This window comes from Paenibacillus cineris, from assembly GCF_018333335.1.
GTDB classification, from domain to species: Bacteria; Bacillota; Bacilli; order Paenibacillales; family Paenibacillaceae; genus Paenibacillus_AQ; species Paenibacillus_AQ favisporus.
Map to the genome: position 1 here is coordinate 769,414 of NZ_BORU01000002.1, position 13,779 is coordinate 783,192.

A 13,779-nucleotide genomic window follows, 5' to 3' on the forward strand; every position below is an offset into this window, starting at 1 on the left:
GGCTGCCCGGAATGGTTCGGGGGCCCAGTTTTGGTCTGCAGCCGCTCCGGGTACCGCTCTTCTAATGAAAGCGATTCCGGTAAATTTCATGGATATTTTTGAAAATGAAATGCAAAAATATATGTAAATTTATTCTTATGTTTTTATTGACACGTAAACACGTTGGTTTTAAAATAATTCGTATGCGAAATATTAAGAGATGGAAATAGAAACAGGGTGAAGAATGATTTTGGGTCCTCAAGAAGAAATTCTCGAACTGTTGTACTCTTTTCGCCAGGTCAATCTCACGTTTTACCAAATTTTCTGGAGGCATGCCGATGCTCTTGAGACCACCTGGATTCAATATCTTGTCCTGCACACGCTCCGCGAGCATCCGGACATCGGACTCTCCGAGCTGGCAGATTTAATTCTTATGGGGAACAGCGCCACCAGCGGGGTTGTCCATCGGCTCGTCAAGGCCGGGCTCGTTGAACGCAGACGGCTCCAGTCGGACCGGCGGTCGATCGCGCTGCGGATAACTGAGAAGGGAGATGAACTTAGACAGCAGACCGAGCAAGTCAGCATGGGCTGCCTGCTGCCTCTTTTACAGATCAAACAGGAGGACAGAAGCCATTTACTAGCGACACACCAGCAAATTATTCAGATTTTCAGCCAAAAGGGAGAGAGAGAAAGAAATTATGAATAGCAGTCAAGCTCAATCAATGGAGCATATCCGGAAAGGGCCGATCATTGCCGCACTGCTCCTCGGCGCATTCGTGGCATTTTTGAATCAGACCTTGATGAATATTGCCCTGCCCAAAATTATGGATGATTTGGGCATTCAGCCGACGACAGGCCAATGGCTTACGACCGGCTTCATGCTGGTTAACGGCGTATTGATTCCAGTATCGGCATTTTTGATCGCGCGGTTTACAACCCGCCAGCTGTTTATTTCGGCGATGACGATGTTTTCGCTGGGAACGCTGATATGCGCGATATCACCCAATTTTGGGATACTTATGGCCGGACGCGTCATTCAGGCGGCTGGCGCAGGCATTCTGATGCCGCTGATGACCGTCGTGTTCCTGAACATTTTCCCGATCGAAAAACGGGGCTCTGCGATGGGCATGATGGGGATCGCCATGATCCTGGCTCCGGCTATCGGACCGACGTTGTCGGGGTACATCGTTGAACATCACTCCTGGCGGGTTCTGTTCTACATCATCCTGCCGGTAGCGATCATCGCCACGTTAATCGGCGTATTTTTCTTGAAGAACGTAACGAGCGTGACCAAACCGAAATTCGACTTCCTGTCGGTGGTTCTGTCGACCATCGGCTTCGGCGGCCTGCTCTATGGCTTCAGTGACGCGGGTACCGACGGATGGGGAAGCGCGACCGTTATTTCCACGCTGATTGTTGGTGCGGTAGGTCTGATCCTCTTTGTATGGCGCCAGCTCGTATCCAAGATTCCGATGCTCGAGTTCCGGATTTTTAAATACAACATGTTTACGCTGACGACGATCATTAACGTCATTATCACGATGGCGATGTACGCGGGCATGATCCTGATGCCGATCTTCCTGCAGAACATCCGCGGCTTCACGCCGCTCGAGTCGGGCCTCATGATGCTGCCCGGCGCGATTCTGATGGGGATCATGTCGCCGATTACCGGCGCGGTCTTTGATAAAATCGGCGCAAGATGGCTGGCCGTCGTCGGCTTGATCATCACGGTGATCATGACTTATGAATTCAGCCGTTTGACGGTTGAAACATCGTACACCCATCTGATCGTCATTTACACGATTCGGATGTTCGGTATGTCGATGCTGATGATGCCGATTCAGACCGCCGGTCTCAACCAGCTGCCGCGGAACATGAACGCCCACGGTACGGCGATGTCCAACACGCTGCGTACGATTTCGGGCTCGATCGGTACGGCGATCCTGGTGACAGTCATGACCAATGAAACGAAGAGTCATGTCAAGGACGTTCTTGCCGGGGGTACAGTCAATCCGGCCGACAAAGCCGCTATGGCGAAGCTGACCGCCGATTCGATGGTTCACGGCATTAACTATGCGTTCATCGTGGCCACTTGGCTGAGTGTTGCCGCGCTGGCTCTCGCTTTCTTTATTAAGAGAACGAAGCCGCACACCGAGCTCAAGAACGAGCTTCAAGGACAAAGCGTCAGCACCGCAAACGCGGAGGGTTAATGAACTTATATTTTTAGGATGTAAAAGAAAAGACGCGCACTGCATTTCATGCAGCGTGCATCTTTTTTTATTTGTGGGAACGGGAGAGGAAGACGTCACTGGACGGAGCTGATCGCTTCCTTGCCGTGGCCGTTCACTGCCCGGCATGTCAGCTGACATGCAGTTTGGACAGCAGCGAGCGCATTTTTTTGCGGTAACGGTAGACAAGAAACCCGACAGCAGCGATAATGACAGCGCCGACGATCCAGAAGGAGTACTTTTCCACCAGGTGAAAAGCGAACTTCCACTGCGGCCCGAATATTTTGCCGATGCTGATAAACAACAAGACCCAAACCAGCGCTCCGCTGTAGGCGAACAGCGCAAACTTGCGGAAGGGCAGGGCAATCATGCCGGCGAAGTAGCCGGTAAAATGGCGGACGCCGGGGATGAAGTATCCGATAAAGACCAGGCTTTGCCCGTATTTGTTAAACCAGCGGCTGGCCCGTTCAAGTTTATGCTCGGAGAGCAGGAACCATTTGCCGTAGCGCTGGAGAAAAGGGAGGCCTGCCTTGAGGCCGATAAAGTATGTAATGGTCATCCCCAGGGTCGTTCCGGCAAATGCAATAATCAGCAGCCACCCGTAATGAAGCATGCCGTCGTAGGACAGGAAGCCTGCATAGGCCATCGTCGTTTCTCCGGGAAAGGGGAGGGCGATAAATTCCAAAGCCAGTCCGAGAAAAAGCACGAGGTAGCCGTACTGCTCGAACATCAAATGTATCCATTTTAACAATTCCAAAAGGTTTTCACTCCAATTCAGGTCGGGCCCCAAAGATCACACAACCGGACTCCAACGAGTTACAACGGACTCCGATGGAATGCCATCCGGAAGCAAGAATGATTAAGCTCTTGAAAGATTCGGCTTTCCTTAAGTCTATTTCCACTTCTCTCACCATATAATCTACCAGAAAGCAGAACTCATAGAAATAGTGGAGGTAGAAGGTACATGGTGAAGAAGACATTCAGCGTTGTTCTGGGATCGATCGGGGTCGTATTGGCGGTGATGGCTCTCATATTCTGCGCAAGCGTCTGGGAAGGGCGAACCTTGCTTCAGCCTATGACGCCCCTGGTTCAGAATGCGGTCAAGACGGCTCCGGACAATGAATCTGCAAGCGAAAAGAGTTCTGCTGTCATCGGACGGCAAACCGATCCGGTCCATGTGGGCCAAGCGGGGCTGCTTGTCTCCAATACGACGAAGAAACCCGCTCCGGTCAGTCCCAAAACGGTGTATCTGACCTTTGACGACGGCCCCAGCGATTTAACGGGCCAGGTGCTGGATATTTTAAAGAAAAACAAGATTGGCGCAACCTTCTTTGTTCTCGGTGAGCAGGTAAAGAAATATCCGCAGCTCATTTCGCGGATCTACGAGGAAGGCCATGCCATTGGCAATCATACATATGACCATAATTATACCGAACTCTATCAATCTTTTCCTGCGTTCTGGGACCAAATCAAAGAGACCGAAGAGGAGATACGCCTGATCACGGGAGAAAGGCCGCAGCTGGTCAGGGCCCCCGGGGGGACGGCCGGGCATTTTGACGACACGTATTTTAAACTGCTGCAGCAGGCAGGGTACGTCGTGACGGATTGGAACGTGGACAGCGGCGATTCCAAGCGGCGTGATGTCCCGGCTGCGGAGATCGTGAAGGGTGCCACGACGGATGTCCCGGGAGGCAAGGTAGTTCTTCTTATGCATGACGGTCCCGGCCATTCGGAAAGCGTGAAGGCCCTCCCGCAAATAATTAGCTGGTACAAGGCCCGCGGATATCAGTTCGGTGTGTTGTCACCGCAAGACCCGCCGGTTCAATTTAAAGTGAATGCCACAGCCCGCGGACTGAAGCGAAGCGCGCCAAGCGCCGCCTGGATTCAGTCGCATATTGCGCAGAATGCCGCATTGTTCGAGCCTGGCAAACCGCTCCGCCTGGATGTCGGCGGGCTCGAGACCACGCTGGATACCGGCGAGTACAGCATTGTTGACGGACATTACATGGTGCCTTTGCGCGCGCTGACCGAGCGGATTGGGGGCAGTACGGTCTGGGATTCGGGCGGGGCGGCCTGGGTCGCGTCCTTGTCGGCGGACGCTGCGGTTTCGCTGCGGATCCATGCGGACACGGGCAGGCTGGAGGCGGTGGAGGGCAATCAGGTGGTCTCTAGGGAGACGCTGCAGGTGCTGACGGTCAATGGATCGCTGTGGGTGCCCCTGCGCAGCTTGTTTGAAGCTTCCGGATATGCCGGGATCACGGCATCGGTTAATGAAGAGGAGCGGCGGGTCACAGTATTTTAACGGTCTTGGTGCCTAATGGAGCGAATCTACGATTTTTGCAGAGAGTTTCGTCATTCTTAAAAAATGAGCCGGTGCGGCAGGTCTACTTCCTTTTCTACATGGAGAGAATATTGATAGATTCCCTGTTTTGACGGGAACAAGCCATGATTGGAAACGGAGGTTGTTACTATGTCGACTCCATCGGTGTTTCATGATGATGTTGCCCCGGAATTATTGAACCGCGTCTTATCGCGCGTCGGATCCGTTATCGTCGGTAAAGAAAAGGAAATACGCCTGGCCCTAATATCCATGCTTAGCGGCGGCCACATTCTGCTGGAGGATGTTCCAGGGGTAGGTAAAACAATGCTGGTTCGGGCCATCGCCGCTTGCCTTGGCTGCACGTTCGGCCGGATCCAGTTCACATACGATCTGATGCCCGGCGACGTAACGGGCACTTCGATATACCATCCGCACAGCGGCAGCTTCGAGTTCCGGCCCGGGCCGGTTCTCTCCAATATCGTGCTGGCTGACGAAATCAACCGGGCTTCGCCCCGGACCCAATCCGCCCTGCTGGAGGCGATGGAAGAGAAGAAGGTGACCGTGGACGGCACCACCTATCCGCTTCCGCGCCCGTTCCTGCTGCTGGCGACGCAAAACCCGCTGCATTTCGAAGGGACTTACCGCCTGCCTGAGGCGCAGATGGACCGGTTCATGATGCGGCTGAGCCTTGGGTATCCGGAGCCGGCTCAAGAGGTGGAGCTGCTGACGCGAATGCAACTGGAGCATCCGCTGGACACCATAAAGCCGATCATGCTGGCGGAAGAAATGGCGAACATGCAGCGCGCCGTCCGCGGCGTCTTCGTAGACGAGTCCATCAAGCTGGCCCTCGTCCAGGTGGCGGACGCCTCGCGCCGGCATCCGAACGTCCAGCTCGGCATCAGCCCGCGGGGGACGCTGGCCTGGATGAACGCATCTCAGGCTTCGGCCTACATGGCCGGCCGCTCTTATGTCATCCCGGATGACATCAAGGATACCGCCGTGCCGGTCCTCGTCCATCGGCTGATGCTGAACCATGCCGCGCTTCTTGCGGGGGCCGGCGGCGAGGAGCTGGTCCGGGAGCTGCTGCAGCAGCTGGTGCTGCCCGTTCACTCCCGCAAAGGAGGCCGCTTATGATGCGGCGGGTCCTCGAATGGGGGATCGGGCTGGCCGTGCTGGGCGGTCTGGTGGCCATGTACCGGCTGCACGGAGGCGAGGCCTTATGGTTCATGATGTTTGTGACCTGCCTGGTGCTGGCTGGCGGCATGCTGGTTCAGCTGCTCGGCCCCCGGCAAATCCGGGTGGAACGCAGCTTGCCCCAAAGCCTGATTCCGTCAGGGGAGGCCGTGCCCGTGACCCTGCGGATTCATTTCCGCTCACCGCTGCCCCTCCCCTGGATGGCTGTGGAGGATTATTATACCGGCGGGAGCTTCCGCCGCGTGCTTTTTCCGGGATTTCGGCGTTCCTTAACGTATCGCTATGAGATTCCCGCTCTTCCGCGGGGGCATTACGGGTTTGAAGCCTGTGCGCTGGAATGGGGCGGCTTGTTCGGCTGGTTCCAGGGAAGGAAGGTCGTTAAGGGAGAAGGCCGGTTTATCGTGCTGCCGGAGCCGCTGCCCGTCGGACAGGAATGCCGGCCGGCGGCTTCGCTGTCATCCAGCGAAGAGGCCAGTCTCCGGCCTCCCCGGTTTGCGGACGGCATGAAGGGGATGGAGGTGCGGGAATACGTTCCGGGGGACCCGCCGAACCGTATCCATTGGAAGCACCTTGCCCGGTGGGGCCGCTTGCATACGAGCCTGCCGGAGGAGGCGCAGCAGTCCTCTTACGCGGTCATGATCGACCGCTCCTTCAGCGGCTATATGCCGGGCGGCGCCCGGGCAGGCGACGTCAGCGGCGAGGCCGCGCAGCGGGGGTTCGAGACCGCCGTATCGACGGCTGCAGGGCTGCTCGTTGAAGCCGGACGTGCCGGCGAGAAGGCGGTGCTGCTCGGCTCGGGGCTTCGTGCCGATATGCCGGGAGAAGCCGGAGGAACCGGCCCTGCGTCAAGGCAGGAGACCGGGCCGGAGATCACCGGCATGCTCGCAGCCTTGTCGGGACTGACGTTGGCCGGTGGCATGCCGCTGCCAGCACAGCTTCAGGAAGACGCCGGGAACTTGAAAGGCAAAAGAACGGCCGTCGTCACCGGCTATCTGACCGACGAGCTGCTCCGCGCCGTATCCGGAATCATCTCCTCCGGGGGATATGTGGATATCTATTGCGCAGGCGCTTCGGAAAGAAACGGCAGCAGCGATTCGGCATCGTACGCTGCGGCGGTTCACGATCCCGGCCTGTTCCGCCGGGCGGCGCTGCTTTCACGTTTGGGGGCCGGCGTATTTATCGTGCACGGCGGCCGCGTATCCCGCGTCGGTCACATGGAGTCGAACTTCCCCGGAGAGGGGGCGGTATAGATGGAGGAACGTACGGATCCGCTTCTGTACAGACTCATCATCTCTCTGCCCTTTATGGGGCTGTTCGCCGAATGGCTCATTCCGCTCCGGCCGCTGACGGGTTCCACGGACGACGGATTTATGACGACACTGTTGTGGCTGACAGCGCTTCTGCTGCTGTGGGGAACCCTGCTGGCGAGGTGGACGTTGACCCTCCCGGTGTACTTCCTGCTGGTCGGCGCCGCTTGGTATAGCGTTTCCGGAGAGGGCCAGCCTTTTAGCTGGCTGATTTCCTGGATATCGCAATGCCGCGATGATATTCTGCTGCTGCTGTCCACCGGGCACTTTGCCGAGACCAGCTCGGAGACCCGGACGCTGGTTTTGATCGTCGGCTGGTCCTTATTGGTTTATTCCGTGCAATCGCTCGCCCTGTCGCGGCGCAGCATTTTTCTGTTCGCCGCGGCCACCCTGCTCTACCTGATATGCCTTGAGACGCTGCTCGGCATCCATATTTACGCCGATATGATCCGCACCTGCGGTTTGCTGCTGCTGCTTCAAGGGATGCTGCATCTGTCCGGACTGCGCGAGAGCGATACGTCGGGGAGGTTTGGCGGCAAGGTGTACGGCACCTGGATCGTGTCGCTCAGCCTGCTGTCCCTCCTGGTCCTCGGCGGCAGCTGGGGACTGGGATATGCGGCCGAGGCCAAGCCTCCGGGGAGGTTATCCTTGGAGCAGGCGGCCGGCCGGCTGGAATCCTGGATCCGGGACAATTACGGCGACGCCTCAGCCACAGCCGTGACGGGCTACAACCTGAGCGGGGACGATCAGGACATGGGAATGCCCCTGAGCCAAGGGGGCAGGCTCTATTTTGAAGCGGAAAGCCCCGTCCCTACATATTGGCGCGGGGAAACGCTCAGCCTCTATGACGGCCGTAAATGGGCCGGCCAGGAGGCCGATTCCCGCACCCTGTTCATTCCGGGCGCGGTCCGGCCTGAAGGCTCAGACCCGGAAGCAGAGGAGCCGGCCGCTCCGATGGCCGAGTACCGGACCGTTACCCAGCAAATCATGTTCAGCCGGCCCATGACCGAGAGCTTCCCTCTCTTTGCCGGCGGTCCCATCGCCGAGGTGCTCGACCTGGAGTCGAGCCGGAAATCGGTGTCCCTGACCGTGATCGCCGACGAAGATGCGGGAACGGTCAAGGTGCCGCTGATTTCGGGCGTGCCGGAGGTGAACGGCTACCGGATCAAGGCGGACATTCCCGCCGTGGATCCTCAGGTGCTGCGGGAAGAGAAGGGCGCGGATCCGGCGCGGGTGAAGGACGAATACCTTCAGCTGCCGGACAAGCTGCCCGAACGCGTGAAGCAGCTGGCCGACCGGATTACGTCGGCGTCGCTAACACGATATGACGCGGTCGTCGCGGTGGAGGACTATTTGAAAACCTACTACGCCTACACGATGGATACCCGCGTTCCGCCCCAAGGCGAGGACTTTGTGGATGACTTCCTGTTTACGACAAGGAAAGGATACTGCAACCACTTTTCGACCGCTATGGCGGTACTGCTGCGAAGCGAGGGAATTCCAACAAGGTATGTCAGAGGATTTGCCCCGGGAAAAGAGGACAGCAGCCACCCGGGACGCTATCAAATCAGCGAAGGCGACGCTCACGCCTGGGTCGAGGTGTATTTCCCCGGCTCCGGCTGGATTCCGTTCGACCCGACGCCTGGATTCGCGCTGCCTGCTGACAGCGGAACGGTCCAGGCACAGGATGTTCATTCAGGGGGGACCTGGGATTGGGTTCGCGCCGCCCTCCAGTTGAAGAACATCACGCTCGGGATCGCGTCTTTTATAGCCAAGCATGCGTGGATCGCGGTTGGAGCAGCTGCCACCGCTCTGCTGCTGGCCGCCGCCGTCCGCTGCGTCTGGATGTATCGCGGCCTGATTTGGCTGTGGTGCCTGGTGTATTTATCGCGGCGGACCTTTCCGGGCAAGGAGCAGCTGCTCCGGGCGGCGCTTCCGGCCTGGAAGGGCATTACCCACCGCTATGGCGCGGCTCCGCCGGGGGCCACCGTTCGGGAATACGTGCAGTCCCTACAGGTCGATGATGAAATGATGCGCAAAGAAATGTACGATTTTGCCGCGGAATGGGAAAAGATAGCTTATGGTCAGGTTCCCGTAAGCCGCAGCCAAGGGAGCGCTTTCCTGCGAAGATGCCTTTTGATCGCCGGCAGGCTGGCATAACTTAGGTGCTGCGGCTTCCTTGACGGTATGAATTATCGTTGCGTATAATTGATTTCATTAATTGAGGGAGGCACGGTAATGAATAAGCCAAATGAAATCATCGTTGTCCTCGATTTCGGGGGACAATATAACCAATTAATCGCAAGACGCATCCGCGATCTGGGAGTATATAGCGAGCTCTTGCCTTTTAACACGCCAATCGAGAAGATCCGGGAGCTGAACCCGAAGGGTATCGTGTTCTCCGGCGGACCGCTTAGCGTGTATGCGGAAGACGCACCCCATGTGGACCCGGCTGTGTACGATTTGGGGCTGCCGATCTTCGGCATTTGCTACGGCATGCAGATGATGGCGCAGCAGCTCGGCGGCAAAGTGGAGCGCGCGCACAAACGCGAGTACGGAAAAGCAGAGCTTGAGTTCAAACCGAACACGACGCTTACCCAAGGATTGGACAACCGTCAGGTCGTATGGATGAGCCACGGGGACCATGTCGTTGAGCTTCCGTCCGGCTTCCAGCTCGACGCGGGTACGGAGTCGGCTCCGATCGCGGCGATGAGCCATGGCGAGAAGAAGCTGTATGCGGTGCAGTTCCACCCGGAAGTACGCCACTCCGTGAACGGCAACGAAATGATCCGCAACTTCCTTTATGAAGTTTGTGGCTGTGAGGGTAACTGGACGATGGAATCCTTTATCGAGGATCAGGTTCGTGAAATCCGCGAAACCGTCGGTGACCAGAAAGTGCTGTGCGCGCTGAGCGGCGGCGTGGATTCCTCTGTCGTTGCGATGCTGATCCACAAGGCGATCGGCGATCAGCTGACCTGTATGTTTATCGACCACGGCCTGCTGCGCAAGGGCGAAGCCGAGAGCGTAATGGATACCTTTGTAGGCAAATTCGATATGAAGGTTGTCAAAATCGACGCCCGCGAGCGTTTCTTGTCCAAGCTGGCCGGCGTGGACGATCCCGAGCAAAAACGGAAAATCATCGGCAACGAATTCATTTACGTGTTTGAGGAAGAGTCTGCGCGTTTTGACGACTTTGCCTTCCTGGCACAAGGAACGCTGTACACGGATATCGTCGAGAGCGGAACGGCAACGGCTCAGACGATCAAGTCGCACCATAACGTGGGCGGCCTTCCGGAGGATATGAAATTTAAACTGATCGAGCCACTCAAAACGCTCTTCAAGGACGAAGTCCGCAAAGTCGGCGAGGAATGCGGTCTGCCTGATGAAATCGTTTATCGCCAGCCTTTCCCGGGTCCGGGCCTTGCGATCCGCGTGCTGGGCGAAGTGACGGAAGAGAAGCTGACGATCGTTCGGGATTCCGACTACATTTTGCGCGAAGAAATCGCCAAAGCCGGGCTTGACCGGGAAATTTGGCAGTACTTCACGGCTCTGCCGAACATGAAGAGTGTGGGCGTCATGGGTGACGCACGTACGTATTCGTATACCGTCGGCATCCGCGCGGTAACTTCGATCGACGGCATGACCGCCGACTGGGCCCGCATTCCGTGGGACGTATTGGAGAAAATTTCGGTGCGTATCGTCAACGAGGTGGAGAACGTTAACCGCATCGTGTACGATATCACCTCCAAGCCGCCGGCCACGATCGAGTGGGAGTAAGGTTAATCGTTATCCTTTTCAAGGTTCAAGATCCGTATCTGCTTAGGCAGGTGCGGGTCTTTTTTGTTTTTTACATAATTTCCGGGTCGATTCCAAAAGCTAAGCCCTATATAGAATGAACTAAAGAAATGAACGTTACAGGGCCGCAGTGGGCCGTTATAACAGAAAGTTCAGTGCAAAACTTTAGTTCAATCTATCTAGTTAGAGAAAATGTTCTGTATAAGGCTCCATCGTTCCATGGGAGAAATATGTAAATTTCCGAACATTGAATCATGTCATACTCTCGATTATTCGTTTTTTCTGTTGACAAGTGAAGCTTGTCTCCATACAATGAATGATGTGAGAAACGACATATGTTCTTTCGTATAATCCCGGGAATTGGCCCGGGAGTCTCTACGAGATCACCGTAATGATCTGGCTACGAATTTAGAAGAGATGATGTCCAACTCGCAGCACAGCTTGCCTTGACCATGGTAAGTCCAAGCTGATGCTGGCGGGATATCTCTTTCTTTCATTCATAATGTCCGGTGGTCGCTTTGCGGTCTGCCGGGCTTTTTTGTCGTTCTGACTCAAATTTCTAAGGGGGATTATTTGAAAATGGAACGGTTCTTTAAATTAAAGGAACGCGGCACAAATGTAAAAACAGAAATGATCGCCGGTCTCACGACGTTTATGGCGATGGCGTACATCCTGTTCGTCAACAATCTGTTTCTCGGGCCGGACGGTGCGGGTATCCCTCATGAAGGCGTGTTTTTCGCCACCGCAGTCGGCGCGGGCCTCGTTACCATCCTGATGGGATTGTTTGTCAATATCCCGATCGCCTTGGCGCCGGGTATGGGTCTGAACGCTTATTTTATGACCGTCGTGCTTGGATCCAATGGTCAAATTACCTGGCAGGCTGCTTTGGGCGCCGTATTTATTTCGGGTATTATTTTTATCATTCTGACGGTAACGCGCGTCCGGCAAATGCTGATGGTCGCCGTTCCGAAAAACATTAAGACCGCCATTACGGTGGGGATCGGCCTGTTCGTCGCCATCATCGGCTTCAAGCTCGCCAACCTGATCTCGATCACCGTGAACGCTGGTACCGATATCAGCAAGCCGATCGGCGGCGGAAGCTTCAACCTGGCACTAAGCGATTTCTTTACACATAAAGATGCGCTGCTTGCTTTGATCGGACTTTTGATTATCGCCATTCTGATGGTGCTGAAAGTAAGAGGGGCACTCCTGATCGGCATTATCGTAACGACGCTGATCGGCATTCCAATGGGCGTGACGGACCTCAGCGGCTTGTCCCATGCCAACTGGCTGCCTTCGTTCTCCAACCTGGCTGTCGGAGATCTGGATCTGAAGGGCGCGCTGCACATCGGATTGTTCGATATCGTCTTTATTTTCACGTTCGTGGAGCTGTTTGACACCTTTGGCACGCTCGTGGGTACGACGACCCGGATGGGCATCATGAAGGATAAAGAGAAAGGCGAGAAAATCGTCGGTAAAGCGATGCTCGTCGATGCGGTCGGCGTCAGCGCCGGTGCCGTTCTGGGTACGAGCACGATCACTTCCTTTGTAGAAAGCACGGCAGGCGTTGAGGAAGGCGGACGCACAGGCTTGACGGCTATTACCACAGGCGTTCTGTTCCTGCTGTCCCTGTTCATCGCTCCGCTCGCACTGGTGGTTCCTTCGGCAGCTACCGCGCCGGCACTGATCATCGTCGGGGTGCTGATGATGAGCCAGGTTCGCCACATCGAGTGGGACGACTTTTTTGAAGCTTTCCCGGCTTTCCTGACGATCGTCCTGATGCCGTTCTCCGGCGGGATCGCCAACGGGATTTCGGCAGGGATCCTGTCCTATGTGATCCTTGCGGTTTTCTCCAACATCTTCGGTAAGCGCAAAGAGAAAGTTCACTGGCTGATGTGGGTGCTGGCCATCATCGTGGTGTGCCGGTTCGCATTCCTCGGTGCCGAGTAAGTTAAAGAATGGATGAGTTGAATGGTTTGCCCTTGTCTGCTTTAGAGCGGATGAGGGCTTTTTTATTTATGGCAAAATTGAAAAGTATCTATATATAACGCAAAGAAATGTGTGGATGGGGGGAATATATAATGTTGTAGAAAATAATTGGGGAATGCTGTGTGGATCACTGTTGCTCGAGCGAGCAGGCGCACCATGATAAGGAGGGAAGTTAATCTAACCATTAAGACGTGCTTGGAGACCGGGTAGAAGTTTGATAGTATATATGAAGGTTGTGCATGGTTTGCAGCGTGCCACGAATAGAACCAGAGCAAATGGAATAATTGGGAATATAAATTTTTTGTCGAAAAAGCTTGCAATAGAATTATAAACATGGTATATTCTAATTCCGGCCAAGAAAACATCGCTTTAAGCGCTGGACAGCAAGCTTGAAAAAAAGATTTAAAAAAAGCTTGCAAAACTGAGTCGGACTTGATATAATATAAGAGTTGCTGCTGAAACACTGGACGGTAACGAAACGAAGTTTGATCTTTGAAAACTGAACAACGAGTGAGTATAAACGCGACGGTCTTATGACCGGAGCGATTGAGATTAAATCAATCTCGTCAGATTCAAAATGAGTCACAAACTTTCGTTGGAAAGCTACTCCCTTCGGGTGAGCAGATTCTTCCAACTTTCTTGGAGAGTTTGATCCTGGCTCAGGACGAACGCTGGCGGCGTGCCTAATACATGCAAGTCGAGCGGACTTGATGGAGAGCTTGCTCTCCTGATGGTTAGCGGCGGACGGGTGAGTAACACGTAGGCAACCTGCCTGCAAGACCGGGATAACCCACGGAAACGTGAGCTAATACCGGATATCTCATTTCCTCTCCTGAGGGAATGATGAAAGACGGAGCAATCTGTCACTTGCGGATGGGCCTGCGGCGCATTAGCTAGTTGGTGAGGTAACGGCTCACCAAGGCGACGATGCGTAGCCGACCTGAGAGGGTGAACGGCCACACTGGGA

Annotated in this window: 9 protein-coding genes, 1 rRNA gene and 1 riboswitch; of the genes, 9 read left to right on the forward strand and 1 reads right to left on the reverse strand. The window is 55.3% G+C overall.

Annotation, left to right across the window (positions count from 1 at the left end; all coding sequences use genetic code 11):
- The first annotated feature begins 229 nt into the window (after positions 1-229).
- Complete coding sequence (locus KI379_RS24250; RefSeq protein WP_212985126.1) at positions 230-685, forward strand: MarR family winged helix-turn-helix transcriptional regulator; 456 nt, start codon at positions 230-232, stop codon at positions 683-685.
- The gene (locus KI379_RS24255) at positions 678-2,189 is read left to right on the forward strand and encodes a DHA2 family efflux MFS transporter permease subunit (protein ID WP_076175756.1); all 1,512 of its coding nucleotides are present in this window, start codon (positions 678-680) and stop codon (positions 2,187-2,189) included. Before KI379_RS24250 ends, KI379_RS24255 begins: the two co-directional genes overlap by 8 nt.
- A 148-nt stretch (positions 2,190-2,337) precedes the next feature.
- Here the strand turns inward: KI379_RS24255 and KI379_RS24260 are convergent, their stop codons facing one another.
- Entirely contained in the window at positions 2,338-2,964 is a 627-nt protein-coding gene (locus KI379_RS24260) for a DedA family protein (protein ID WP_076175754.1), read from the reverse strand.
- A gap of 207 nt (positions 2,965-3,171) precedes the next feature.
- Here KI379_RS24260 and KI379_RS24265 point away from each other — a divergent pair, with 207 nt between their 5' ends.
- From KI379_RS24265 to KI379_RS24295, 7 genes are all read left to right on the forward strand, one after another.
- Entirely contained in the window at positions 3,172-4,509 is a 1,338-nt protein-coding gene (locus KI379_RS24265) for a polysaccharide deacetylase (protein WP_244879417.1), read from the forward strand.
- Between the two features lie 168 nt (positions 4,510-4,677).
- Positions 4,678-5,661, forward strand: a complete 984-nt coding sequence (locus tag KI379_RS24270; RefSeq protein WP_212985127.1) for an AAA family ATPase — start codon at positions 4,678-4,680, stop codon at positions 5,659-5,661.
- A complete protein-coding gene (locus KI379_RS24275; protein WP_212985128.1) occupies positions 5,658-6,971 on the forward strand; it encodes a DUF58 domain-containing protein in 1,314 nt (437 codons plus the stop codon). The genes KI379_RS24270 and KI379_RS24275 overlap by 4 nt, the downstream gene beginning before the upstream one ends.
- Positions 6,972-9,188, forward strand: a complete 2,217-nt coding sequence (locus tag KI379_RS24280; RefSeq protein ID WP_212985129.1) for a transglutaminase-like domain-containing protein — start codon at positions 6,972-6,974, stop codon at positions 9,186-9,188.
- 78 nt (positions 9,189-9,266) lie between these two features.
- Positions 9,267-10,805: a glutamine-hydrolyzing GMP synthase gene (gene guaA, locus KI379_RS24285; RefSeq protein ID WP_076175744.1), complete on the forward strand. Its 1,539-nt coding sequence runs from the start codon at positions 9,267-9,269 to the stop codon at positions 10,803-10,805.
- Between the two features lie 341 nt (positions 10,806-11,146).
- A riboswitch (purine riboswitch) is annotated at positions 11,147-11,246 on the forward strand.
- Positions 11,247-11,402: 156 nt separating this feature from the next.
- Complete coding sequence (locus tag KI379_RS24290; protein ID WP_076175742.1) at positions 11,403-12,773, forward strand: NCS2 family permease; 1,371 nt, start codon at positions 11,403-11,405, stop codon at positions 12,771-12,773.
- Positions 12,774-13,448: 675 nt separating this feature from the next.
- Positions 13,449-13,779: ribosomal RNA gene (locus tag KI379_RS24295) — 16S ribosomal RNA — on the forward strand; the annotation flags it as partial.